Annotated in this window: 26 protein-coding genes and 1 pseudogene; 12 read left to right on the plus strand and 15 right to left on the minus strand. The window is 66.1% G+C overall.

All coding sequences use genetic code 11. From position 1 onward, the window contains the following. Positions 1 to 171: 171 nt before the first annotated feature. On the plus strand, positions 172 to 867 hold the full coding sequence (locus U5918_RS06075; protein ID WP_336000232.1) for a GIDE domain-containing protein: 696 nt from the start codon (positions 172 to 174) through the stop codon (positions 865 to 867). Positions 868 to 1,096: 229 nt separating this feature from the next. Here the strand turns inward: U5918_RS06075 and U5918_RS06080 are convergent, their stop codons facing one another. Continuing rightward, a complete protein-coding gene (locus tag U5918_RS06080) occupies positions 1,097 to 1,810 on the minus strand; it encodes a CPBP family intramembrane glutamic endopeptidase (protein ID WP_336000233.1) in 714 nt (237 codons plus the stop codon). Between the two features lie 276 nt (positions 1,811 to 2,086). Here U5918_RS06080 and U5918_RS06085 point away from each other — a divergent pair, with 276 nt between their 5' ends. Further along, complete coding sequence (locus U5918_RS06085; RefSeq protein ID WP_336000234.1) at positions 2,087 to 2,545, plus strand: DUF6141 family protein; 459 nt, start codon at positions 2,087 to 2,089, stop codon at positions 2,543 to 2,545. Positions 2,546 to 2,619: 74 nt separating this feature from the next. Here U5918_RS06085 and U5918_RS06090 read toward each other — a convergent pair whose 3' ends face one another. From U5918_RS06090 to U5918_RS06120, 7 genes and pseudogenes are all read right to left on the minus strand, one after another. Beyond that, positions 2,620 to 3,021 carry a hypothetical protein gene (locus U5918_RS06090; protein WP_336000235.1) on the minus strand — a complete coding sequence of 134 codons (402 nt, stop codon included), beginning with the start codon at positions 3,019 to 3,021 and terminating at the stop codon, positions 2,620 to 2,622. A 129-nt stretch (positions 3,022 to 3,150) separates the two neighbouring features. Continuing rightward, positions 3,151 to 4,995 carry a hypothetical protein gene (locus U5918_RS06095; RefSeq protein ID WP_336000236.1) on the minus strand — a complete coding sequence of 615 codons (1,845 nt, stop codon included), beginning with the start codon at positions 4,993 to 4,995 and terminating at the stop codon, positions 3,151 to 3,153. After that, on the minus strand, positions 4,910 to 5,680 hold the full coding sequence (locus tag U5918_RS06100) for an ABC transporter ATP-binding protein (protein WP_336000237.1): 771 nt from the start codon (positions 5,678 to 5,680) through the stop codon (positions 4,910 to 4,912). Before U5918_RS06100 ends, U5918_RS06095 begins: the two co-directional genes overlap by 86 nt. 113 nt (positions 5,681 to 5,793) lie before the next feature. Next, a complete protein-coding gene (locus U5918_RS06105) occupies positions 5,794 to 6,603 on the minus strand; it encodes a CPBP family intramembrane glutamic endopeptidase (RefSeq protein WP_336000238.1) in 810 nt (269 codons plus the stop codon). Positions 6,604 to 6,761: 158 nt separating this feature from the next. Further along, positions 6,762 to 6,968 (minus strand): annotated as a pseudogene (locus U5918_RS06110) (hypothetical protein); the annotation flags it as partial. Between the two features lie 99 nt (positions 6,969 to 7,067). Continuing rightward, a complete protein-coding gene (locus U5918_RS06115) occupies positions 7,068 to 8,813 on the minus strand; it encodes a cation:proton antiporter (protein ID WP_336000240.1) in 1,746 nt (581 codons plus the stop codon). Between the two features lie 142 nt (positions 8,814 to 8,955). Then, positions 8,956 to 9,309 carry a rhodanese-like domain-containing protein gene (locus tag U5918_RS06120; protein ID WP_336000241.1) on the minus strand — a complete coding sequence of 118 codons (354 nt, stop codon included), beginning with the start codon at positions 9,307 to 9,309 and terminating at the stop codon, positions 8,956 to 8,958. 196 nt (positions 9,310 to 9,505) lie between these two features. On the opposite strand from U5918_RS06120, the gene U5918_RS06125 reads away from it, so the two are divergent. Together U5918_RS06125 and U5918_RS06130 are read left to right on the plus strand one after the other, a co-directional pair. Further along, entirely contained in the window at positions 9,506 to 10,066 is a 561-nt protein-coding gene (locus U5918_RS06125; RefSeq protein ID WP_336000242.1) for a class I SAM-dependent methyltransferase, read from the plus strand. After that, the gene (locus tag U5918_RS06130) at positions 10,063 to 10,431 is read left to right on the plus strand and encodes a rhodanese-like domain-containing protein (protein WP_336000244.1); all 369 of its coding nucleotides are present in this window, start codon (positions 10,063 to 10,065) and stop codon (positions 10,429 to 10,431) included. The genes U5918_RS06125 and U5918_RS06130 overlap by 4 nt, the downstream gene beginning before the upstream one ends. A gap of 101 nt (positions 10,432 to 10,532) precedes the next feature. Here the strand turns inward: U5918_RS06130 and U5918_RS06135 are convergent, their stop codons facing one another. Continuing rightward, positions 10,533 to 10,838, minus strand: coding sequence for a hypothetical protein (locus tag U5918_RS06135; RefSeq protein WP_336000245.1), 306 nt, complete (start codon positions 10,836 to 10,838; stop codon positions 10,533 to 10,535). 106 nt (positions 10,839 to 10,944) lie between these two features. Between U5918_RS06135 and U5918_RS06140 the strand changes: the two genes are divergently transcribed. From U5918_RS06140 to U5918_RS06155, 4 genes are all read left to right on the plus strand, one after another. Then, positions 10,945 to 11,148 (plus strand): hypothetical protein, encoded by a 204-nt coding sequence (locus tag U5918_RS06140; protein WP_336000247.1) that lies wholly within the window; start codon positions 10,945 to 10,947, stop codon positions 11,146 to 11,148. Positions 11,149 to 11,211: 63 nt separating this feature from the next. Next, entirely contained in the window at positions 11,212 to 13,026 is a 1,815-nt protein-coding gene (locus U5918_RS06145) for a cbb3-type cytochrome c oxidase subunit I (protein ID WP_418771170.1), read from the plus strand. 431 nt (positions 13,027 to 13,457) lie between these two features. Then, complete coding sequence (locus tag U5918_RS06150; protein ID WP_336000248.1) at positions 13,458 to 14,249, plus strand: acetoacetate decarboxylase family protein; 792 nt, start codon at positions 13,458 to 13,460, stop codon at positions 14,247 to 14,249. Next, positions 14,246 to 15,553 carry an acyl-CoA dehydrogenase family protein gene (locus tag U5918_RS06155; RefSeq protein ID WP_336000249.1) on the plus strand — a complete coding sequence of 436 codons (1,308 nt, stop codon included), beginning with the start codon at positions 14,246 to 14,248 and terminating at the stop codon, positions 15,551 to 15,553. Before U5918_RS06150 ends, U5918_RS06155 begins: the two co-directional genes overlap by 4 nt. Before the next feature lie 390 nt (positions 15,554 to 15,943). Here the strand turns inward: U5918_RS06155 and U5918_RS06160 are convergent, their stop codons facing one another. Both U5918_RS06160 and U5918_RS06165 read right to left on the minus strand, forming a co-directional pair. After that, positions 15,944 to 17,002, minus strand: coding sequence for a DUF2249 domain-containing protein (locus U5918_RS06160; protein ID WP_336000251.1), 1,059 nt, complete (start codon positions 17,000 to 17,002; stop codon positions 15,944 to 15,946). Positions 17,003 to 17,098: 96 nt separating this feature from the next. Then, entirely contained in the window at positions 17,099 to 17,545 is a 447-nt protein-coding gene (locus U5918_RS06165; RefSeq protein ID WP_336000253.1) for a hypothetical protein, read from the minus strand. 90 nt (positions 17,546 to 17,635) lie between these two features. Here U5918_RS06165 and U5918_RS06170 point away from each other — a divergent pair, with 90 nt between their 5' ends. After that, on the plus strand, positions 17,636 to 17,800 hold the full coding sequence (locus U5918_RS06170; protein WP_336000254.1) for a hypothetical protein: 165 nt from the start codon (positions 17,636 to 17,638) through the stop codon (positions 17,798 to 17,800). Positions 17,801 to 17,814: 14 nt separating this feature from the next. Here the strand turns inward: U5918_RS06170 and U5918_RS06175 are convergent, their stop codons facing one another. Beyond that, a complete protein-coding gene (locus U5918_RS06175; protein ID WP_336000255.1) occupies positions 17,815 to 18,567 on the minus strand; it encodes a hypothetical protein in 753 nt (250 codons plus the stop codon). 271 nt (positions 18,568 to 18,838) lie between these two features. Then, positions 18,839 to 20,092: a CBS domain-containing protein gene (locus U5918_RS06180; RefSeq protein ID WP_336000257.1), complete on the minus strand. Its 1,254-nt coding sequence runs from the start codon at positions 20,090 to 20,092 to the stop codon at positions 18,839 to 18,841. A gap of 302 nt (positions 20,093 to 20,394) precedes the next feature. Between U5918_RS06180 and U5918_RS06185 the strand changes: the two genes are divergently transcribed. From U5918_RS06185 to U5918_RS06195, 3 genes are all read left to right on the plus strand, one after another. Then, positions 20,395 to 20,547, plus strand: a complete 153-nt coding sequence (locus U5918_RS06185) for a DUF7837 family putative zinc-binding protein (RefSeq protein WP_336000258.1) — start codon at positions 20,395 to 20,397, stop codon at positions 20,545 to 20,547. Between the two features lie 51 nt (positions 20,548 to 20,598). Beyond that, entirely contained in the window at positions 20,599 to 20,787 is a 189-nt protein-coding gene (locus tag U5918_RS06190; RefSeq protein ID WP_336000259.1) for a hypothetical protein, read from the plus strand. Positions 20,788 to 20,853: 66 nt separating this feature from the next. Continuing rightward, positions 20,854 to 21,090, plus strand: coding sequence for an HTH domain-containing protein (locus U5918_RS06195; RefSeq protein ID WP_336000260.1), 237 nt, complete (start codon positions 20,854 to 20,856; stop codon positions 21,088 to 21,090). A 214-nt stretch (positions 21,091 to 21,304) separates the two neighbouring features. On the opposite strand, the gene U5918_RS06200 is transcribed toward U5918_RS06195, so the two are convergent. Continuing rightward, positions 21,305 to 21,865, minus strand: a complete 561-nt coding sequence (locus U5918_RS06200) for a DUF8054 family protein (protein ID WP_336000261.1) — start codon at positions 21,863 to 21,865, stop codon at positions 21,305 to 21,307. Further along, positions 21,862 to 22,632, minus strand: coding sequence for a nucleotide-binding protein (locus U5918_RS06205; protein ID WP_336000263.1), 771 nt, complete (start codon positions 22,630 to 22,632; stop codon positions 21,862 to 21,864). The genes U5918_RS06200 and U5918_RS06205 overlap by 4 nt, the downstream gene beginning before the upstream one ends. Positions 22,633 to 22,696 lie beyond the last annotated feature (64 nt).

A 22,696-nucleotide genomic window follows, 5' to 3' on the forward strand; every position in this document is an offset into this window, starting at 1 on the left:
CATCCCCCTAGACTGCCAAAGCGTGGTCGCTATTCACTGTCACGATACCGGCATCGGTACACTGAGGTCAAATCGAACGTAGTTCGACACGTGGTTGGTCTCCCATCGTCGTCGCTCGGATTACTCCTGATAGTCAGTTTGGTCTGCGGTGGGTTGCTCGCACTCGCCTTCGTGCTTCGAGAGGCAGGGGCGATTCGGCAGGTCCTCGGCCCGTCGACGGACGTCTACTCGCTCACGACAGGGACGACTGGCCCGGTTAGTATTTCGGGGACAGCGGTTCAGTACGAAGACAGCCTCCCCAGCCCATTCACTGGAACGGAGTCTCTTGCCCTCGCGTACGAGGTCCAGGAGCGTCGGACGACCGACAAGGGCACGACGTGGGTCGAGATCGACTCTGGACGTGCTGCGGTTCCGTTCCTGCTCGAAGACGAGACTGCGAGCGTCCTCGTCGATCCGTCGACGGTCCGACTCGGTCTCGATACGAGCACGACGATCGACGTCGCCGGTGGTGATCGACCCCCCGCTCGGATTCGGGAGTTCATCGACCGGACCGAGGCCGTCGATTCCGAAGAGCGAACCTGGGACCTGAAGATCATCGAACTGAAAGTCGGCGACGACCGACGATACATCGAGCGCCGACTCGATCCCGGTGAGTCAGTGACGGTATTCGGGGAGGCTCACAGTGAATCCGGTGTCAGTACGCGTTCCGGCCAAGTGAATGCTGTACTCAAAGCCGGAGACCATCCGCTCGTACTGTCGGAAACCACGCCGTTTCGAACCGTCTTTCGGGTATTCTGGCCCGTGATCGTTGTTGCTCTCATCGGCATCGCACTCCTCGGTGCAGCAGCGGCCCTGGTAGTTCTCTGAGGTGACGAGACTGCTACCACCACAACGAAACCTGTGAGTGCCCGGTCGACGTGCGCGATAAACCGGCGTTGGTTCTCAGCGGTAGTGTGGGTACGTGTTACGCAGAATTATATCCGCAGAAAACAGGGGAACGCTATGGATTCCAACTCACACGGCACCATCGCTCTTGGAGTCGGACTTGGGAACGCTCCCTTCGGGGAACTGCCGCCACGGCCACCGTCCGGACACGCTATATCGTCAAGTATGCGAGTACCATCAACACGACGTTGTACGTCGCGTGTGTCACGATGGGGACCGTGAGGTTGTCAGTGTATTCGTACAGTGCGCCGAAAATGCAGCCGACGGCCACGATGAGTGCTGCGCCGGCGACGACGGAGAGGAGTGAACCGGCGTAGTTGGCGAGATGCATCGACCCGAACAGAAGACTTGACCCCGCGATCGCGGGCACAGGACCGACCCGCTGGCGGAGGCGGCCCTGGATGACGCCGCGAAAGAGCCACTCCTCTGCGGGTGCGACGAGGACCACCGAGAGCGCAGCCAATCCGAGCAGGAACGTCGGATTCCGCGTGGCGATCTCGCCGATCACCGACTGTGGCAACAGGTCGAGAACGGTCAGCACGACCGATAGCACAGTTGCGACCACCAGCGCGGCCACGGTTCCACCGAGCGCGACGAGGAGCTGTCGACCTGACGGGCGCGCGATGGCGACTGAGATGTCACGAAGCCTGCTGTAGGCGTAGCCAACACCGAGAAACGCGACCTGGCCTGCGGCTGTTGACCCGACGAGAACCAGCGTCGTTTCGATTCCGTACCCCAGCACAAACATCGGGACGATGAACGCCACGCCAGCGATCAACGAGACGAGAAACGCGGCAACGGTGAGCCCCACCAGTTCCGCAACTGGACGAACGAGGCCAGAGCGACGAGTATCGACGTTCGACATGGGAGACACGACCGCCGCGAGTCAAGTAGGCATTTGGGAAAGCGTTCGATAGAACGCGACGGAGTAGACGCCGAAGAAGTCACCGAACAACGATCTGAGGATGGCACGCTCGCCCTGTCCGGCCCATCGGCCGGGAGCATCGACCCGGCGAACCCGCCGGCAATGCCACCGAACACGCCGACGAGAATCGACTAACCCAGCGTGCTCACGAGATGCTGGTGGATGGACCCGGCGAGAAGCTAGCCGATTTTTCACCTTCGCTTCCTGAGTACAGGTGTGGCAGATGAGATTCCCTTCCGCGAGGAGCAGAGATTCCGACAGTGGTGGCTCTGGGCCCTGCTGGGAGTCGTCGGTCTCGTGACTATCGTGGGAAGTGGACCGCTCGGAGTAGTCATCATGGGAGCCGTTTACGGGTTCATGTGGTCACTTCGCCTGGTCTCGGAGGTACGAGACGACGGACTCTACATCAGGTTTGCTCCACTCCACCGGTCGTTCAGGCGGGTACCGTGGACGGCGATCGAGTTCGTCGAGGCGACGACGTATCGGCCACTCCGCGACTACGGCGGGTGGGGAATCCGCTGGCGTCCAGGAGCGATCGCGTACAACGTCCGTGGCTCGCGCGGTGTGTTCCTAACGCGGCCCGGCGACCGCGATCTGCTGGTCGGGAGCCAGCGCCCTGAGGAGTTGGCAACGGCGATTCGAGCGGCGATGTCGGACGCGACTCGTCGAGGGTAGTCCAAGCGACGAGGAACAGCTCCGAGAGGCCTGCAGTACTGCACGCGCGTGTTTCGATACCGGGGTCAACACGTTCAGGGGGTACGAGCGTCGGGGGACTGTTCCTTGCGTGCCGTCGCCACGAGCGTACCACTCAGCAGGAAGCTGAAAACACCCCCAGTACCCGCACCGACGAGAAATCCCGGAAGGATCGGCCCATCGACCATCCATCCCGTGAGCGCGCCGAGCAGACCGCCGACGAAGAGGCTCACCAGCAGCGTGAACGCCACCACGCGCCGTTCCCAGTTCGGTCGGTCGAGATGTTCGGCAGTGAAGCGGCCTGCGAAGCCCCCAACGACGAGCCCACCCATCACGCCGAATCCGGTAACGACCGCGAATTGCTCTCCCACGCCAGAGAGCGTCGCCGCTGTCGCTCCGATACCGGCACCGAACGGGATTCCACTCCCCGTCCCGTATTGTTCCAGTGTGGACGTCACGGGCGAAGCCAGGACTGACCAATCCTAAGCATTTGGGATCCGCTTTCATCCCGTTCTCTCCAGTCAGGGGCCAAGCGACCGAGATCGCCGTCGCGACGGTCGCCTGCGCCGAGCGGTGACCCCCTCTGATCACGCCGGTGGCGAGTAGCTGTCGAACCGCCGCACAGCCAGGCGGTACGAGACGACGGCGACGACGACCGCTCCGACGACGAGCAGCCCACTGGCCGCGAACTGGAACCGTCCGACACCGATGGACTGGATTCCGGCACCGATGCCGTGAAACCACGTTCCGACGTCCGAGAGGATGCCCCCATCGCTCCCGGCAGCGAGTGTGAGGAGGGTCGCCGGGAGAAAGCCCACGACACCAGCGACGACCGACCGGGCGATCCCGGCGTCAATAAGAAGGAGAGCCAGCAGTAGTCCGGGGATCGTCACGCCGAAGAAGTGAACGAACGTCGTCAGCAATCGCGGCGGAATCACGTCACGGCTCTGCCCGATACTGATCGCGCTGAACCGTGGGAAATACATCCCCACGGCCGGGGCGGTTGTGACGGCGACGAGGGTCCCGAGGACACTGGTCCCGACGAGTCCGGCGGCGACCGACAGTTCGAACGGGGCGGCCAGCGCGGCCCCGGTCGTTACCAGCACGACGAGCGGGAGCCCGAAGAGCAGACCGGGAACCATCAGACCACGGACGTACGCCGACCCGGAGATCGCGATGAGCGTCGTCGGGAGGACCGGTCCCTCGTCGCCGAACGGATTCATGGCGAACGTGGCGCCGGCCACCCAGGGAAGCAAAACGGTAGCCGCTGGGGCGAGGACGGCCCAGGGCGACCCGAACTGCGCACTCGAGCTGAGCAGGCCACTCCCGACCCCCACTACGGGGAGCAACAGGAAGTTGAGTCGTCTCGGGTCTCGGCGAGTTCGCAGGATACTCCACTGGGCGACGCGGCGAACCGGCTGGGTGACACTACGTGGAATCCCGACCGGGGCGATCCCATCGGCGAGCGCCGTCCGCGTCCTCTCCGATCCGGACGTGGTGTGATCGGTGGGTGCAGCCTTCTCGACGTCACCGCTGACGGGGTCGGTGAACCAGAGCCGCGTCGCCTCCCGCTCGACGAGGAGGATGCCGACGAGGACGACCAAGAGACTCCCACCCAGGGCCACGACTGCACGGGTCGTCGAGCCACGGACGGGGCTGCCGAGAACGGCGAGGTCCACGAACCATCCGACGGGGAGTACCGCCAGCGCCTCCTGGCCGATACCGCCGAACTGGGGGAGGGTCACAAGCAGGTAGCCTCCGATTGCGAGGAACGCGGCGAGGCCTCCGAGAACGGTCTTGTGACGAGCGACGAACGGTGACGTTGCGATCAAGAGCGCGATGGCGTAACCCAGCACCATTCCCAGGAGGACGGCGGTGAGGCCGAAAAGCACCGCCGCGAGTGGAATCAGGACGGCACTCACGGGGGAGGCGAAGAGGGAGACCACCCCACCCGTGAGGACGAGTACCGGGAGGGCCAGATAGGCGAGCACGCGAAGCGTCTCGGCGATCAGGAGACCGCCCACGACCGTCCGTGCGGAGACGGTCGTGAGCATGAGTGGTTCGGCGTCGATACGCGGGCGAGCGGAAACAACCCTCTGGGTGGCGATGAACACGCCGAACAGCCAGAGGAGGGCGACGGTTCCACGGGCGACCGGGGGGAGTGAAATCGAGCCGGCCTCCCTGATCACGTCGGCGAAGAGGTAGAGAAAGCCGACGAGCATGAGCGAGGGGAACACCAGTCCAGCAGCCATCAGGAACGCCCGTGCCTTGTCGTCGACAATGGCGCGGATTGTGCGCCGGAACTCGAAAACGCCAACCTGGAGGACGTGGCGTGGCCAGCCCGGTTCAGTCATCCTCGGCCTCCACGGACGCCCCGGCTGCTGGGTCCGTGCTCGTGACTTCGAGGAATGCGTCTTCGAGGGTTCGGGCATCACCAGTTTCAGCGCGCCGGGTCAACTGCTCGGGCGTGTCCTCGGCGACGAGTCGTCCCTCGTAGAGGATGCCGACAGTATCGGCGATCTCCTCGACCACTGGAAGAATATGTGTCGTGAGGAAAACCGTCGTCCCCTCGTCGGTGAGTTCGCGGATGTGTTCACGGATGGTTCGAGCCGCGCGTGGGTCGAGCCCGGATGTCGGCTCGTCGAGAAAGGCGATGTCTGGACTGTGGAGTACTGCCTGGACGTAGGCGACCTTCTGGCGCATCCCCTTCGAGTAGTCGGCGATTCGGGTTGCGGCATCGTCCGGCGACAGGCCCACACGGTCGAGGAGACTATCGATGCGGTTCTGGACTTCCTGCTGTGGGATATCCCGGAGACCGGCGATGTATTCGAGTTGTTCATAGGCCGTGGCCTGCTCGTACAGGGGTGGTTCCTCGGGGAGGTAGCCGATGTGAGGGCGGAGAGCTTTTCGGTTGGTGACGGAAACACCAGTGACAGTTGCAGTTCCGCTGGTTGGCGTTGTCAGGCCGGTGAGCATCCGCATCGTCGTGGTCTTGCCGGAGCCATTCGGACCGAGGAAGCCATAGACGGTTCCCTCGGGAACGGTGAGGTCGAGGCTATCCACGGCGGTCGTCTCGCCGTAGCGTTTGGTCAAAGCGGAGGTCTCAATCGCTCGCATGGAGGGTCTCGGGAGCACCATCACCTCCGTGCACGAAAAATGTGACTCACTGGAGCTGTTGACGTCCCCAGCAGCCCGTAGAATTGCTGTGCTGGGCCCAGCGGGCGTTCAGTTCACAGCACCGCGACCTGTACGAGCGAGAGCACGAGGAGGGGGACGTGAAACGAGGCGTGAGCGACCATCGCGGTTTCGAGACTGCGTCGCCAGTAGAGCCAGCCAAAGAGGACGCCGGCGACCGCGTTCAGCAGTACCGTCCGAGCAACCAGTGCCGGCGTGAGGGCGACTGACTGGGCGAGTGCCGGAAGATGACCCACGCCGAACAGGACGGCGGACACGACGATTGCGAACCAGACGACTCTCGGTTGCGGGCCGTCAGTTCGTCGCCCAGTGACGCGCCAGCCGGCATACACGAGGACGGACATCAGTCCGAACCGGAGCATGAGTTCCTCGGTGATTCCCCCGTAGAGAAATCGGACGGGCGCGTAGGCGAGGACATCGAGCACAGTTGGCCTGGTCGCTCCGAGAACCGACTGTGGCAGGTCCTGGGCGACGAACGGCATCAACATTGCGTCGAGGACGACGATCAGGATACCTCCGATGATGCCGCTTCCGACCGCTAGACCGGCTTCAGCACGGAGGTGTTGCCAGATGCCGTCATCGGTGCCAGATCCCTCGATGGCGTACGAGCGCAGTCGGACCCGCGGCGCTGCGAACGCACCAAGCAGACACGCGACACCGAGGAGCAACAGTGGGTTGATCGCCGAGACCACAGCGAGAAGCGGGAGTGACAGCCCGGCCGGGACCGCAGTAGCCGGCGTCATGAGGTAGATGTAGCCGACGAGGGCCAGGATTCCAGGCAAACCCAGCAGCAGGCCCAGACCGAATCGCTTCCCGAACGAAGGGACGTTTTCAGTCGGAGACATGACCCCGACGACTCCCGGTGTCGAGAAAGGAGTTATGGAACCGCTGGCTTCCCCCGTCACTGCCCCTCCGAACTGGGGCCGGCAGTCGGCACCGTCGCGGCACCCGGATCGGTCTCGTACACCTCGTTCGCGCCCTAGCAGTCGTGCTCGTTGAGCAGGGCGCGGATCTCGTCGGGGACGCTCGTCCCCTCGGCGAGGTCGAGGCGGTCCTCGTGGTGGCCGACGGCGACGATCCGGCGGGCGCCCAGCCGACGAGCGGCGAGGACGCCACAGAGGCCGAGCGCGTCGGTCGGAGCCGTCAGTTCCGGTTTCGGGACCTCCTCGACGCGGACGTCGCCGGGGCCGTGAAAGACTGCTGCGCGCATACTCCACCCAGGAGCCAGCAGAGACAAAGAAGCACGGTCTCCCGCCTGCTCCAGGCCGACTGGCGGGGCGGGCCACCGACCCACGACGCGACTCACCGATCAGGGGCTCCCGTCGGTCCCGTCCGTTCCCTCCGACTCGGAGGTCTCCCGGTCGGGCTCCGACCAGTCCTCGGTCCCGACCTCGATGTCGACCGGCACCCCATCGAGCAACTCCCGCCAGTGTGGCTTCGCCGGCGGCATCGACCCCCTGATCGACTGGTCGTCGGTCAGGACGCGGTCGAGTTCGCGTTCCACGTCGGCCAGCAACGACTCGCCGACGTCCCCGCGGATCTCCCCGCGCTGGACGACTCGCTTGATCGCCTCGTGTTCGGCCTGAAGGACGCGCCGCTCGCTCCGTCGGCGTTCGTGGGCTCTGAGCGCGGGATACGTCCGGAGCAACTGTTCGATCGCGTCGACGATCTCGGTCCGTTCGTCCCGGTAGGCCGCCGTGATATCGATGTAGACGCTCTCGGGGATCTCGTCGTCCGAGAACAGGCTGTCGGCGGTTTCGAGGGCCGCGTCGACGCCGTGGAGGCGGCCGACGAGCGCGTCGTAGAGCAGTCGCCAGGGATCGTCGCCGGAGAGGTCGAGTCGGTCGACGAGTCCAGACATCGTCGTCCCGTTGACGACGAGCGTGAACGCGGCGACGCCGAACAGCAACGCCGTGAACTCTTCGGCGAGCGCGGTCGGGAGCTGCGCCCGGGCGTCGAGTACCAGCGCGACCGAGACCGCTGCGTGGATGCCCGACCAGGCGACGACGTGCTGGGCGGCACGCGAGATCGGCGTCGCCTGCCACCAGTTGTACAGTTCGAGCAACGGGTAGACGACCAGCGCCCGGGCGAGAAACGCGAGGACGACGGTCACGGCGATGGCCGGCGCGTGGGCCACGAGGAGATCGACCGGCGTGATGAGTCCGATCGAGACGAACACGATGGTGTTGGCGAGCACAGCGACCAGGTCCCACGCGAACCCGATCGAAAAGTGAATCTCCGGGGCGATGTCGGCGGGCCCGTCCTCCGCCCCGAGGACGAACCCTGCGGCGAGGGTGCCGATGACACCGCTGGTACCGAACTGGTAGAGCAGGAGGTAGACGCCGTAGGCGGTCAGGACCGAGACGATCACGGCGGTCGGTCGGTCGTCGGCGAACGCGACGACGACCGCGGCGAGCGCGCCCGCGGCGCCCCCGACGAGGACGCCCCCGACGAACGCGACGGTGATGCCAGCCCCCACGTCGAGAGCGAGTTCGACCGGCCCGTGAAACCGGACGGGATCGACGCCGAGGGGCCCTGCCTCGAGGACGCCCAGAACCGTCGCGTAGACGACGATGGCGACCCCGTCGTTCAGGAGGCTCTCGCCCTCGACGAGGACTGCGAGCCGATCGGGGACGTCGAGTTCCTCGAAGATCGCCACGACCGAGACGGGATCGGTCGGCATGACGATCGCACCGAACAGAACCGCGACGACGAGCGAGAAGCCAAACAGGTAGCGACTCGCGACCGCGACCAGCGCGATCGAGCAACAGAAGCCGACGACGGCGAGCAACAGGATCGGCGTCAGGTTCGCACGGAGCGCCCTGGCGTCGATCGTCACGGCGTCTCTGAAGATCAGCGCCGGGAGCAAGACGAGCAGGATGAACTCGGACGTGATGGGGTCGGGGATCGGCGGCCCGAGTGCCGAGACGAGCAACCCGGTGACGACCAGACCGATCGTGTACTGGATCCGGGCGTCCCTCGCCGCGAGCACGCCGACGACCGCAGCGATCCCGAACAGCGCCAGCAGTCCCCAGAGTTGCCCCTCGATCCCCATACGCCCGGTTCCACGTTGTGCCGGAAAAACGCGGGGTGGGTCCGCCGAGACACATGTCTGACCCCTGGCTCCGTCGCTCGCCTGCCGTCGGCACGCCTACCGCGACGGCGACCGACTCAGCGCCGCTCGATCGAGCGTGCGGTCACCCCAGTCGTTCGGTCTGTCGTTCGAAGCGTCTCCAGGCGCGCATTCCGTTGGAGACGGACTTCGCGTCGAAGCCGTGTGCCCGCAGGAACTCGGCAGCGCGAGCGGACGTGACGCCGGCCTTGCAGACGACCGCGATCTCCTCGTCGTCGGGGAGGTCGTCGAGGTGCGTCTCGAGTCCCGAGAAGTCGTACTGGAGGAGGTCCTCGTAGACGGGGACGTTCGCGCTCCCGGGAATCCGATGCGACGCGTAGTCGTCCGTCTCGCGAACGTCAACGACGAAGAGGTCCGGAGCGTCTTCCGTCGCGAGACGACGCGCGACCTCGGCGACTTCGATATCGGTATTGCTCACGTTGACCAATATCGGAGAGTGTCGAAGCCATAAGTATGTCGGAAGTGAAACGGTTTCTCGCGTTCGTATAGTCCCACGAACAGGATAATTGCGTCTGTGAGGGAGGGACTGTCCGGCGAGGCGACAGGCTGGACAACCCGGACGTGTTCCGCGGAATTCAGCAGTCATTTCACGGTCCATACACAACTATCTTCGAATGGGACATCACACGTTCGACGCGGGAAAAGCGGCGAAACTCGAGGACGCCGCGGCCCGGTATCGGTCCGTCTCCCGCGAGGAACTCCTCTGGGCACTCGACCCGACAGGAACGGACGCGGTAGTCGACCTCGGGAGCGGGACGGGGTTTTACACCGACGACGTCGCTCCACACGTCGATCGCGTCTACGCCGTCGACATTCAGGAGGCGATGCACGACCACTACCGTGAAAAGGGCGTCCCCGAGAACGTGGCCCTCGTCACCTCGGGAATCGAGGATCTCCCGTTCGACGACGGCGAACTCGACGCAGCCGTCTCGACGATGACCTACCACGAGTTCGCAACGGACGGTGCGCTCGCCGAACTCGCCCGAGTCCTCGCGTCCGGCGGCCGCCTCGTCGTGGCCGACTGGTCCGCGGACGGGACCGGCGAGGACGGACCACCGCTCGACGAACGGTTCAGCGAAACCGAGGCCGCCTCGGCGCTCGACGCGGCCGGTTTCGAGATCGAGTTCCGGGCGACGCGGTCGGAAACGTTCCTGCTGGTCGCGACGAGACGATGAGCGGGATCGGGCCGGGTCGACTCGACGACCGACGTGCGGCCGACGACGTGTTCGTCCTCGACGTCAGACCGGCGGACAGCTACCGGGACGGCCACCTCGAGGGGAGCTACAACGCGCCGGTATACGACGACCTGCGGGAGGGGGCCGTGGAGGCTCTCGATCCGCACCTGGACGCGCTCCCCGAGGATACCGAGATCGTCACGGTCTGCAAGGCCGGCATCGTCGCCCGGACGGCCACCGACCACCTCGAATCGGCGGGGTACGACGCCACCACGCTCACCGGCGGCTACGCCGGGTGGCGACAGTACGAGCGGAACACGGTGCTGTACCGCCTCGCCGCGCTCGCCCGGCGCATCCTGCCCTGACGCGAGGGTAGATCGGTTCTCGTCGGTCCGGCCGAAATGTCGGCGTCGACCCGTGTCACTGCGGGGGCTAGGAAGCCGAGGGGAACGCGCGGGCGACGCCGTCACTCCACCACGTAGGACTGGTGGTCGCCGCGCGTCTGCACGTCGACGAACTGGTGGCGCGTCTCGTCGCCGACCGCGCCCGCGAAGGACGCGTCGGCCGCGCCGGTCTCGTACACCTCGTTCGCGCCGTAGCAGTCGTGCTCGTTGAGCAGGGCGCGGATCTCGTCGGGGACGCTCGTTCCCTCGGCGAGGTCGAGGACCAGCAGGCGGTCGGTGAAACTCTTGGCCAGCCACGCGTCCGCGACGGCCTCGTGCTCGCGGAGGTCGGTCGCGAGTTCGCGGAGTCGGTCCGCGCGGTCGGTCATCGACGATAGTAGGTCACGATCGGCCATAGCCGCGGTGGCGAACATGTTGTCCGGCCGGTCACGGGGTCCCATCGGTGACCGACCGAACCGGTTCGGCCGAGACGACATGCCGGTCCGACCGCTCGTGGACGATGTGACCGTTCGCTCGCGACTCGGCCGACGGCCGTCGCTGCCGCTGGGACTCCTGGGCGTGGGCGTCGGGTTCGCCGTCGGCGGGGGTACCGCGACCGTCCTCGGTGGCACCATCGGGTTCTTCTTCGGCAAATCGCTCCGGAGCGTCGTCCGCACGTTCAGGACTGGGACCGAGTGACAGGGGGAGGCGAAGATATTCGCGACAACACCCTTAGGGAACTCGCTTGAACGCGGCCGTAGAATGGCAATTCCGTCGTGGACGAGCGTCGTACTGATGGGGGTGGTGCTTGTCGGCACCGCCGCCTGGTTGCGTCGGGTCGAAGACTGGCAGTCGTACACGCCGATAGGGTCGGCCGATGGTGACGGCCTCTTCGGGGGCGCCGAACACGGACACGTCGAGAAACCGGGCGGCATCGTCCGGTGGCTGACGACCGTCGACCACAAGGACATCGGACTGATGTACGGCGCCTTCGCCGTGCTCGCGTTCGCGTGGGGCGGCGTCGCCGTCCTGCTGATGCGCGTCGAACTGCTCGGGCCGGCCGCGGACATCATGGAGACCTCGGTGTACAACGGGCTGTTGACCAGCCACGGGATCACGATGCTGTTCCTGTTCGGCACGCCCATGCTCGCGGCCTTCTCGAACTACGTGATCCCCCTGCTGATTGGCGCCGACGACATGGCCTTCCCGCGGATCAACGCCATCGCGTTCTGGCTGCTCCCGCCCGGCGCACTCCTGATCTGGGGCGGCTTCTTCCTGCCGAGCATCGACCCGGCCCAGACCGCCTGGACGATGTACACGCCGCTGTCGGTCGAGCAGACCAACGCCGGCGTCGACCTCATGCTGCTCGGCCTGCACCTCACCGGCGTCTCGGCGACGATGGGGGCGATCAACTTCATCGTGACAATCCTCACCGAGCGCAGCGAGGACGTCAACTGGGCGAAACTCGACATCTTCTCCTGGACCGTCCTCGTCCAGTCCGCCCAGATCATCTTCGCCTTCCCGCTGCTTGGCTCGGCGCTGATCATGCTGCTGATGGACCGCAACTTCGGGACGACCTTCTTCGCGGCCGACGGCGGCGGCGTGATGCTGTGGCAACACCTGTTCTGGTTCTTCGGCCACCCGGAGGTGTACGTCCTCGTCCTCCCGCCGATGGGACTGATCAGCTACATCCTCCCGAAGTTCACCGGCCGGAAGCTGTTCGGGTTCAAGTTCGTCGTCTACTCGACGCTGGCGCTGGGGGTCCTCTCCTTCGGCGTCTGGGCCCACCACATGTTCGCGACGGGGATGGACCCGCGCCTGCGCGCCTCCTTCATGGCCGTCTCCATCGCCATCGCGATACCCAGCGCGGTGAAGACGTTCAACTGGATCGCGACGATGTGGAACGGGAAGCTACGACTCACTGCTCCCTTCCTCTTCTGCGTCGGGTTCGTCTTCAACTTCATCATCGGCGGGGTCACCGGCGTCTTCGAGGCCTCGATCCCCGTCGACCTGGTGTTGCACGACACCTACCACGTCGTCGCGCACTTCCACTACGTCATCATGGGCGCCATCGCCTTCGCAGTGTTCGCGGGGATCTACTACTGGTTCCCGCTGGTGACGGGCCGGCACTACCAGCGGTCGCTGGCGAAGGGGCACTTCTGGCTGACGATGATCGGCACCAACCTCACCTTCTTCCCGATGGTGATCCTCGGCTACGCCGGCATGCCCCGGCGCTACGCCACCTACGTCCTCGAGGTGGGGCCGATCGACCTGTTCACCCTGCTCCACCAGCTGGCGACCCTCGGAGCCTTCGTGCTGGCCATCGGGCAGATCATCTTCCTCTACAACATCGTCACCTCGTGGCTCGAAGGGCCACGGGTCGCCGACGGTGACCCCTGGGATCTGGACGAGTCCGGACAGCTCGGTCGCGAGTGGGACTGGTTCGGGGACGAGCGACTGCCGGCGATGACCGACGGCGGTGAGGAAATCGAAGATTCGCGATCCTCGTCGGACCCCCGGTCCGACGGCGGAGAAGAGATCGAAGATTCGGCGCCGTCGTCGACCGACGATACCTGACCGATCTCGGACGCCGGGAGCCGGTCAAGGTGCCCCTCCTCGGTCCGCCCAGTCACAGTCGAGGCGGACCTGACCGTGGGTCGTCTCCTCGGTCGGCTGGCCACCCTCCTGGTCGTTCCGTACGGTACGTCACCCGCTTGACAGTCGTCGTGATCGATCCGTCATGGTTTTCGCAGTGGTACCGAATCCACTCCCCCGCCGAGAGACCGGGTGATCAGGACGACCTGAACAGTGGAGGGGTATTTCAGTCCAGTTCCGAATGCCTCAGGAGCGCCGTTCGCGGGCCGGATTCCCGTATGAACGGGCGGTCGATGGTTTTCGGTCGTTTATCGTGGTCGCTGCGGCGCAGATTTCTCCGAGTCGTCGCCGAATAAAATCCCCCCGAATGGTTTGGTCGCACTGTTACGGGACCCCTCCACAACGAGGTGTCCATGGTGTTACAGGGGGATTCGAACGGTCAAGCGCCGCCATTCGACGCATCGCTGTACAACGCATCGCTGACGCCGTCGACGCCGGCCAGCGAACACGAGATCGAGTACCGGGACTGCGACGCGGTGCTCGCGTTCTTCACGACCACGCCGGACGTCGAGGCGATCCTGCCGGAGGGGATCGTTCCCTACTCGAACCCGCCGACGGCGGGCGTCCTGTTGACCCACTACCCGTTCAGCACGGTCGGGGAGTACCACGAGTACCTGACGGTGATCCAGGTCGAGGACCTCGACGGGGAACTGGCGTACTACATCCCCTACATCTACGTGACCAACGACGCGGCGCTGGCGGCCGGTCGCGAGATGGCGGGCGCACCGAAGAAACTCGCCGAGATGGACCTCGATACCGAGGGGACAATCGTGAGCGGGCACCTCGACCGGGAGGGCGATCGGCTGGCCGCCATGTCCGTCAAACCCGAGAGTCGCGCCCGGGGCGGCCTCGTCGAGACGCTGCTCGACGAGCGCATGCCCCTGCTCTCGATCCGGCACCTCCCGCCCATCGAGGGTGGCGACGGTTGTACGCAACTGGTCAAGTGGTACGCCGACATGGACTTCCTGGCGGACGCGAAGGGGCGCGAAAAGCGATGGGTCGGCCCGGCCGACCTCAGCTACGAGGCCGAGTCGCCCCACGACCCCGTCCACAAGGTATCGGTCGAGCGGCTGATGACCGGCCTCTACGGCGAGTTCGACATGGCGCTCGGGACGACCGAGGTCCACAAGGAGTGGGAGCTATGAGCTACCTCGAACTCGACACGGAGTACGGCGAGGACGACAGCCTGCAGATGCTCCGCGAGGAGGTCCACGACTTCGCGAAAAACGAGGTCCGGCCGGCGGCGCTGGAGATCGACCGGCTGGGTCGTGATGAGTACCTCGACATCGGGGACGCGGGCTCGCCCTTCCGCGAGGTCATGGCCCAGATGAAGGAACTGGGCTATCACAGCGCGGTGATCCCCGAGGAGTTCGGCGGCGGCGGGCTCTCCGGTCGGGAGTTCCACGTCATGCTCGAGGAACTGGCCTGGGGGAGTTCCGGGTTCGCCATCGCGCTCGGGGTCGACTTCCTGCCGGCCACCTTCGCGTCGCTGTCGTTCGACGACGAGATCCAGGAGTCGTTCCTCGATCCCTACCTGGCCGACGACGCCGGCAGGTACATCGGTTGCTGGGGCGTCACCGAACCGAACCACGGGTCGGAGCTGGTCTCCTCGGCCTCGTTCACCGAGAACGGGATCGACGGGGCGAGCCGGGAGAACATCTCACCGCCGGATATCACGATCGAGCAGGACGGCGACGAGTGGATCCTGAACGGGGTGAAGGCCTCGTGGGTGTCGGCCGCGCCGGCCGCGACCCACTGTGCGCTCCACGCGGGAATGGACCCGTCGAACGCCGACCCCGGCTACGCCGTCCTCGTCCCGCTCGACGCCGACGGCGTCACGAAGGGGCCTCCGATCGACAAACTCGGACAGCGGGACTGTCCGCAGGGCGAACTCGTCTTCGACGACGTCCGGGTCCCCGACTGCAACGTCGTGATGACGCCGTCGATGCTCCACCCGGACACGGGTTACGTCGACTTGACCCAGATCCTCTGTATCACGAGTTCCGGGATGGCGGCGATCGCCACCGGCCTCGCGCGGGCCGCCTTCGAGGAGGCCCTCGCCTACGCCCGCGAGCGCGAGCAGAGCGGGAAACCGATCTGCGAGCACCAGTCGGTCAAGGCGAAGCTCTACGACATGTTCGAGAAGGTCGAGACCTGCCGGGCCTACTCCCGCCGGGTCTGTGAACACGTCTTCGACCGGAACATGAGCGCCTTCGAGTTCGACGCCTCTCACCGGCACGCGCTGGCCGCGCAGGTGTACTGCAAGCGGACGGCCTTCGAGGTGGCCCACGAGGCGGTGCAGATCCACGGGGCCAACGGGATCACCCGCGACTACCCCGTCGAGAAGCTGTTCCGCGACGCCCGCGTCAAACTGATCGAGGACGGAACCTGCGAGGTCCTCGGGCTGGAGTCCGCGGACGGCGTCATCGAGAACTACGAAGTCGGGTGACCACGCCTGCCGCCCGGTTCGAGGAGACTGACGAAAGACTCGTGTTCGAGGCGGTCCCGTGACCCGGGATCGGCCCCCACAAAGTCCTCGGCCACGGTCGCGCGGTATCGACACCGTCGCGTCGTGCCCTCGATGCGGGTTTTCCAGACGGTACTCGCCTGTCCGGTATCGGCCGGAAAAGAACCACGGTCGGTCGCCTTACTCGGCTTCGTCGTCCATTACCTCGTCCCAGTCCGCGTCGTCCCAGGATACACTTCCCAACATGCGTGACGGGCTACGTCAGTGAGAGGGATTAACACACACCCAAAGAGCTGTGGGGTGTTTTCTACCGGATCGAGTCTGTAATTTTCGTCCCCGGGGCCTAACCGACGGCAGGGAAGCCGATCGAACTCAGAACGGGGCTTCCGTCTCCCCCGCGCCGGGCGAGTCGGCGCTCCCTTCGGCCTTGCCGATCACCACTCTGAACTCGCCGGGTGCTTTCTGCCGGTACGCCCAGCGGAACTCCGGACCGGCCTCGGCCTCGAACTGGTGGTACAGCGGCTTCGGATCGTGGTCGTTCACCAGCACGAATCCCTCACCCGTCGCCAGTTCGTCGTACGCGTCGAAGATCCGTTCGTGACGCTGGGCCGGCGGCAGGTCCCGGACGTCGAGTTCCTCGGTGATCTCGATTTCGTCGTCGCCCGCCGACGACGGCGCCGCGTCCGCGTCGGTGCCGGACGATCCGTCATCCCCACCGGCGTCCTCGCCCTTCGTCACCTGTACGCGGCAGCGACCCGGTTCGGACTCGACGACCTCCCAGGTGAACGAGTCGCCGTAGCGCTGGCGGAACTCCTGGTGGAGCGGTCGCGGCTCGTGGGGGGCGATCAGTTCCATCGTCCCGCCCTCGGGGATCATCCCGTACCGGTGGTGGATCGTGGGGTGGCGTTCCGGCTTCGGGATGTCGCGGACGTCGTACCGCGTGACGACGTCCTCGTCCGCCGCGTCGGACTCGCCGGTCTTGGCGACCTCGACGCGCCACTCGCTGCCCTGGCTCGCGTACTCCCAGTCGACCACGTCACCGTGCATCGACCGGAGTTCGTGATACAGCGGCTTCGGGTCGTGGTCGTTCACCAGCACGAACCCCTCGTCCGCTCCCAGTTCGTCGAAGATCCCGAGGAGCGCCTCGTGTCGCCGCTGGGGTTTGAGGTCGCGGACGTCGATGGTCCCGAGCGTGCCGTCGAGGGACTCGCCCACGGTCACCCGGAGTTCCCGCGGTTCCGCGTCGGGGTCGGCGTACTCCCAGTCCAGCGCGCGATCGCAGTCGATCTGATAGCGAACCAGGTGCGGGTCGACATCTCGATCGGCGACGATCTCGAACTCGTCGCCGGAGTCTGCGCGCTCCAGTCGATCGAACAGGCGCTCGCGGCGTTCCGTCTCCGGCCAGTCGCGGACGTCGACGTCCGTGGTCATGCGCCAATGGTATCGGAGCGAACAGTTGAGAACTGTGCCGAAGGGATTCGGTTTCCGCCACGCCGGCGACGGGAACTGGCCGGTCCGGCGATCGGTTTACAGAACCGCCGCCTGCAGAAACCCGACGAACAGGACCGCGAACCCACCGATCTCGCCGACGATTAGCAGCCACATCGATCCGTGGACGACGACCGGCGGGAGTTCGAAGCGGCCCAGGACGTGTGGCTTACGGAACTGGTTGTCCGTATCCTGCAGCACGCCGTGGACGACGTAGGTCCCGATGGCGAACACGAAGAAAAAGAGCGTGACGCCGACCGCGAGGAGTTCGAGCCACTGCGGGAACTGACTCACAAGGGCGAACTGGTACAGTATCAGCGCCGCAAAGGAGTACAATAGCGACGCCCGGTGGGCGGTGTTGACGTAGTAGTGTGCGCTCGTGTCCTCGCTCGCGCACATCTGTGCGTACTTCCAGACGCCGGTGACGAGTCCGACCATGAACAGTCCGCCGCTCGCGCCGAGTGCCAGCGTCGCCGACGACTCCATCACCGGTCAACCCCCTGGTACATTCGTTCGACAGTCATGTGTGCGCATATACTGGTCTGACAGGTAAGGAGTACGGTCGAACGCGTTCGAGTGCCGACGGCTCCCCAGGACACGACCACGACCGCCCTGGAGATTCTCCGCGAGCTGCGGGGCGGAATGGGACCCGAGGACGAACCGCTCGTCGTGACCGTCACCGACGTGACGAGAGCCGTCCCGACCGAGAGGGACCACGCGTCCTCACGGGCGGCCGAATGACCAGGATTCGAGGGTCAGTCGACGTCGAAGCTAAACTCGGGTTCCTCCGGAATGTCGAAGCTGAATTCGGGTTCTTCCTCGATGTCGAAGCTGAATTCGGGTTCCTCCGGAATGTCGAAGCTGAATTCGGGTTCTTCCTCGATGTCGAAGCTGAACTCGGGCTCCTCCTCGTCGATGTCGAAGTCGAACTCCGGCTCTTCTTCGTCTACGTCGAAATCGAATTCGGGTTCCTCGTCGTCCACGTCGAACTCGAACTTCCGTCGGTCGTCGTCGTGGTCGTCGTACTCGTCGTGATCGTCGTCTTTCCCGTCCTTCTCGCCGTCCCCCTTGCCATCCTCGTCGTCGGCGTGGTCCTCGCAGTCGACGCGGGCCACTCGGTCGCCGTCGTGGTAGACGCAGACGCCCTCGGGTGGGTGGTTCAGGTCCGAGACCTCGACGGAATACTCGATGGCGACGCGCTCGTGCGTGCAGTCCTCGGAGTCGGCGACGGTCTCGACGTACAGCGAGAGTTCGCCGTCCTCGCGGCCGTAGTCGGCCAGTTTCGCGGTGTGACAGGATTTCTCGCCGACGATCAGGCCGCGGACGGTCGTGGGCGTCCCGCAGTCGACGTCGACCTCTTCCTCGGCGTCGTCCGCGTCGGTTCGGCGGTCCTCGACCTCGAAGTCGACGTCGAACTCGCCGGCCAGTGCGGTCCCGGTCGCGCCGCCCAGTAGGCCGACGGACAGGGCACCCGCGCCCGCGTAGCGGAGCAGTGTTCTGCGTTGCATCGGTCCGAGGTTTCGTTCGACGATACCCCGTATGAAACCAGTTCTCACGGGCAAGCAAGCGGGTGCAAGACGGGCGGGAGACGCTGCTGACGGTAACCAAGCCGTCGCTACGCCGGGACTGGTCGGATGCGAACGGCCGGGAAACGGTCGCGAGTGCAGCCAACCGGGGCGAAGCGCGCGGACGGGTGTGGTCGGTCCCGGGCCATGTCGTCGCGAGCCGAAACCGATCGGGTGGCGACCGGCGCGCAGACCTCGGTGTGCGGATCGATCCTCAGGCTTCCAGCCACCAGCCGAGGAGTTTCTGGGCGTCCTCGCGGTCGCCCGGAGACCGTTTCTTGCTGTCGGCGTACTCCTTGTCGTCGAGGACGTTGCGTTCGAGGTTGTCGCGGGCGCCGCGGATGGCCGGGGCCGCGCCGTACTCCTCGCCCGTGCCGGCGAAGCGGCCCTTGTTCGTGAACAGGCGGATGGTCGCGCGGACGAGCGGCGTCCCGCGCTGGCGCTCGGTGTGGGCCTGGAGCACGACGTAGGCCTCGATGAGGTCCATCTCGGCGTACTTTTCGTCGATCTCCTCGACGAGTTCGGCCACCTCCTCCCGGGACATTCCGGTGAGCAGGTCCACGCCGAAGATCTGGATCCGGAACGGCTCCGCCTCGGTCCAGGTGAGCGAGCGGACCACGTCCGTCATGGTCAGGATGCCCACCGGCTGGTCGTCGCCGTCGACCACCACGAGCGAGGCGAACCCGTTCGAGAGCATCTCGTCGGCCGCCGCCTCGAGGGAGGTGCTCGGGGTGATCGTCGCGACGGGGACGTTCATCACGTCTCTCGCGGGCAGGTCCAGCAGGCGGTCCTCGTCGCCGGCGCGTTCGCCGAAGCCGCCGTGCGACTGGAACGTGTCGTTCGAGCCGCCACCGTCGTGGCCGTCGAACCCCTCGTGATCGCCGCCCTGTTGCTTGCTGGTCGAGCGGACGATGAAGCCCACCAGATCGGCGAGGCTCACCATCCCGAGAACCTCACGGCGGACGCCCCCGCCCGCGTCCGTCTCGTCGATCACGGGGACCCTGGAGATGCGGCGCTCGCGGACAGTGTTGATCACCTCGCCCATGGTCGTCTCCGGCCCGATCGAGATCAGATCGCGGGTGTAGACGTCGTCGACGTCGAGCGCGTCGAGGTTGGGCTGGACCGCTGCGACGAGGTTCTCGGCGGTGACGACGCCGCGGAAGGTTCCGTCCTCGAAGACCGGCAGGGTCGAGAGTTCGCTCTCGATCATCAGCCGCGCGGTCTCGCGGACGTCTTCGGTGGGCTCGATCCGCGGCGGATCGTCGCGCACCACGTTCGCGACGCGCTCGTCCGGGTCGTGTTTCGACGCGAGGAGCTGGCGCCGGTTCACGACGCCGACGAACCCGTCGTCGTCGGTGACCACGACGACCCGCGCCGCCCGGTCTGTGAACGCGCTGACGAGCTTGGCGACCCGGGTCGACGCGTCGATGGACGGAAACTCCGTCGTGAGAATGTCGGTGCAGTCCATCGACCGACGGGACGCGACGGAGACGTTTCAACGCCCTGCCGTCGCATGCAAACACGCCCCCGGCACGTGCAGGCAGCCACACGTTCGGCGAGAAGGGGTGAATCGACCGAGTGATTTCGAGCCACCAACGACCGGTGTCGCGCCGGTCGTTCGACGAGCTATCATAATTATTATATTCGCGCCTCAGAGCCCGCTCCGTCCGACAGTTTCACTTTCACTCCGCATGGGTCGCCTACATATCCCTCCAGGTTCTCACTGTGGGTAGAGGGCGATCAGCCCTCCCGTGTCACACGCTCCTTTCGATGCACAACACCACCAGCGAGAGTCTCGGGTCCTGTCCGGACTGCGAGACGCCGATACCGGTACGGTACCTGCTCATCCGGTACGAACGGGGAGACGATACCGCGGGGTACGCGACCTGTCCCGACTGCGAGATCCCGGTTCGTCCCGTCTGAGATACCCGGACCGTGGCTTCATGCCCGAGGCCGCCGTACTGATTTCCAACCGTGAGTACACCCGCACACCGCTGTGCCGGCTGCGGCGCACTGCTCGAGTCCGTCGACGAACTCGACCGCCAGACCGGGACGGCCGGCCGATCCTGGTCGTGTACCTACTGCGGAACGTCGGTCCCGGGCATCGTCGGGGAGAAACTCAGCCACCGTCGGGACGGCTCGGCGACCGATCGCCGGTCCTGAGCCGGCGACCGTCGGCTGAAGTATTCACACGTAGGAAATAAGTACGACCGCGGAGTGGCTTCGAACATGCCAGAGGCAGGCAGAGAGACGCAGTTCACGGAGTCGGAAGTGCTGGACGTGTTCACCGGACGCGAGGACTACGCGGAACCGCTGACGGCGACGGAGGTGGCGGAGCGACTCGAGTGCTCGCGCCGGACGGCGCTGAACAAACTGCACGCGCTCTCGGAGAAGACCGAAGTCACGAGCAAGAAGGTCGGCGGTCGGAGCCGCGTCTGGTGGATTCCCGTCCACGTCGATAACTGAAAAATCCGCGTCAGCGACGGTGCCGCTCAGTGGACCCAGAGTCCGTGTTCACGCCGGGCGTGCTCCAGCAGTTCTTCCGTGGAGTCGAACTGCTCACCGCAGCCACACGAGTGGTAGGCCATCGAGTGCTGGCGTGTCGCCATACGGGAGTACAAACACCACGGAACGTAATAACTGTTTGTGCGAGCTAGCTCGTCGAATTCGGCCGTAAACGTCACTCACAGACGTCCTCGAGGCCCCATTCGGTCGCTCGCTCCCGGGCCTCCTCGCGAGCGCGTTCGCGGATCGCCTCGATCTTCCGTTCGTCCTCGAGGAACGCCTCGACGGCGCTCTCCTGGCCCGGCTCACCCTCGTCCGGTGTGGTGCGGTCGCAGAGGTGGTCCTCGGGCGCCCTGTCCCGCGTCCGGGCGGCGAGCTCGGGGTCGCCGGCCAGCCGTTCGGCGGGCATCCCCGGGGGCACGCGGAGGGCGGTCGCCTCGTGGAGGTCGGCGAGGACGTCTGCCGCCAGCGCGACGAGTTCCAGCCGGTAGGGGCCGGGCACCGCCAGGTCCGCGAGCGCGGGCGGGCCACCGCGGTCGGTCTCGGTGTGGTAGCAGAGGACGGGAACGCCCTCGGCGAAGGTGAGTACGCCCCTGGCGTCGGCGGCCAGAAGCAGCGTCTCCTGGGGCTCGAGGACGGCGTAGCCGGTGAGGTCGCGGTCGAGGGCCGCCGCGAGCGCGCGGCCGGGGTCGTCGACCACCCGCGAGTGGACCAGCCGTCCCTCGGGGAGTTTCATCGTGGATCCGGGATCACGGCGCTCCGGAAGCGAGCGGCCACGTCGTCGGCCTCGCCCGACCGGACGTCGAGCGTCCGGGCGGCCTCGCGGTAGGCCGCGGCGGCCTCGGTCGCCGGGGCGTGCGCGAGCAGCGGTTCGCCGGCGCGACGGGCCTCGCGGGCGGCGTCGCTGTCCGGGACCGTCGCGAGCGTCGGCCCGTCGAAGTACCGCCGGGACTTCTCGGCGACCGACTCCACGTCGTCCGGTTCGGTCACCTTGTTGAAGATCGTGCCCGCGGTCTCCGTCCCGTAGGAGTGGGCGTACTCCTGGACTTTCAGCCCGTCCGAGAGCGCCGGGATGGTGGGCTGGAGGACGACCACGACCCGGTCGGCCAGCACGATCGGCAGGACCGCCGACTTCGAGCCCAGCGTGGCGGGCGAGTCCAGGAGGATCACGTCGGTGTCGGCGGCGAGGGTGGCGACCACCTCGCGCAGGCGCTCGGGTTCGGCCGCCTCGAAGCCCGCGAGGCTCGTCCCGCAGGGGACGACGGACATCCCGAACCGGTCGTAGACCGCTGCCTCGACGGGCGCGCCGCCCGCGACGAGCACGTCGTGCAGCGTCGTGTCGACCGACGAGAGGCCGGCGTGAAAGAGCAGGTTCGCCATCCCCGTGTCCGCGTCGATGACCGTCACGTCGTACTCCTCGGCCAGCGCCATCCCCAGCGCGAGCGTGCTGGTGGTCTTGCCGGTGCCCCCTTTCCCGCTCGCGACCGCGAACGCCTCGACCATTACCGGCAGGTGGCCGCGGTTTCACATTTAAACCTACGCATCGCGGTCGACGGGCGCTGGCGAC

Source organism: Halorientalis sp. LT38 (assembly GCF_037031225.1).
Classification (GTDB): Archaea; Halobacteriota; Halobacteria; order Halobacteriales; family Haloarculaceae; genus Halorientalis; species Halorientalis halophila.

Bases quoted from the DNA above. Each gene is read 5' to 3' on its own strand.
- U5918_RS06080 (WP_336000233.1), bottom strand. From the start codon at position 1,810: ATGTCGAACGTCGATACTCGTCGCTCTGGCCTCGTTCGTCCAGTTGCG.
- U5918_RS06095 (WP_336000236.1), bottom strand. From the start codon at position 4,995: ATGCCCGAACCCTCGAAGACGCATTCCTCGAAGTCACGAGCACGGACC.
- U5918_RS06100 (WP_336000237.1), bottom strand. From the start codon at position 5,680: ATGCGAGCGATTGAGACCTCCGCTTTGACCAAACGCTACGGCGAGACG.
- U5918_RS06105 (WP_336000238.1), bottom strand. From the start codon at position 6,603: ATGTCTCCGACTGAAAACGTCCCTTCGTTCGGGAAGCGATTCGGTCTG.
- U5918_RS06115 (WP_336000240.1), bottom strand. From the start codon at position 8,813: ATGGGGATCGAGGGGCAACTCTGGGGACTGCTGGCGCTGTTCGGGATC.
- U5918_RS06125 (WP_336000242.1), top strand. From the start codon at position 9,506: ATGGGACATCACACGTTCGACGCGGGAAAAGCGGCGAAACTCGAGGAC.
- U5918_RS06130 (WP_336000244.1), top strand. From the start codon at position 10,063: ATGAGCGGGATCGGGCCGGGTCGACTCGACGACCGACGTGCGGCCGAC.
- U5918_RS06135 (WP_336000245.1), bottom strand. From the start codon at position 10,838: ATGACCGACCGCGCGGACCGACTCCGCGAACTCGCGACCGACCTCCGC.
- U5918_RS06140 (WP_336000247.1), top strand. From the start codon at position 10,945: ATGCCGGTCCGACCGCTCGTGGACGATGTGACCGTTCGCTCGCGACTC.
- U5918_RS06145 (WP_418771170.1), top strand. From the start codon at position 11,212: ATGGCAATTCCGTCGTGGACGAGCGTCGTACTGATGGGGGTGGTGCTT.
- U5918_RS06150 (WP_336000248.1), top strand. From the start codon at position 13,458: ATGGTGTTACAGGGGGATTCGAACGGTCAAGCGCCGCCATTCGACGCA.
- U5918_RS06155 (WP_336000249.1), top strand. From the start codon at position 14,246: ATGAGCTACCTCGAACTCGACACGGAGTACGGCGAGGACGACAGCCTG.
- U5918_RS06160 (WP_336000251.1), bottom strand. From the start codon at position 17,002: ATGACCACGGACGTCGACGTCCGCGACTGGCCGGAGACGGAACGCCGC.
- U5918_RS06165 (WP_336000253.1), bottom strand. From the start codon at position 17,545: ATGGAGTCGTCGGCGACGCTGGCACTCGGCGCGAGCGGCGGACTGTTC.
- U5918_RS06175 (WP_336000255.1), bottom strand. From the start codon at position 18,567: ATGCAACGCAGAACACTGCTCCGCTACGCGGGCGCGGGTGCCCTGTCC.
- U5918_RS06180 (WP_336000257.1), bottom strand. From the start codon at position 20,092: ATGGACTGCACCGACATTCTCACGACGGAGTTTCCGTCCATCGACGCG.
- U5918_RS06185 (WP_336000258.1), top strand. From the start codon at position 20,395: ATGCACAACACCACCAGCGAGAGTCTCGGGTCCTGTCCGGACTGCGAG.
- U5918_RS06195 (WP_336000260.1), top strand. From the start codon at position 20,854: ATGCCAGAGGCAGGCAGAGAGACGCAGTTCACGGAGTCGGAAGTGCTG.
- U5918_RS06200 (WP_336000261.1), bottom strand. From the start codon at position 21,865: ATGAAACTCCCCGAGGGACGGCTGGTCCACTCGCGGGTGGTCGACGAC.
- U5918_RS06205 (WP_336000263.1), bottom strand. From the start codon at position 22,632: ATGGTCGAGGCGTTCGCGGTCGCGAGCGGGAAAGGGGGCACCGGCAAG.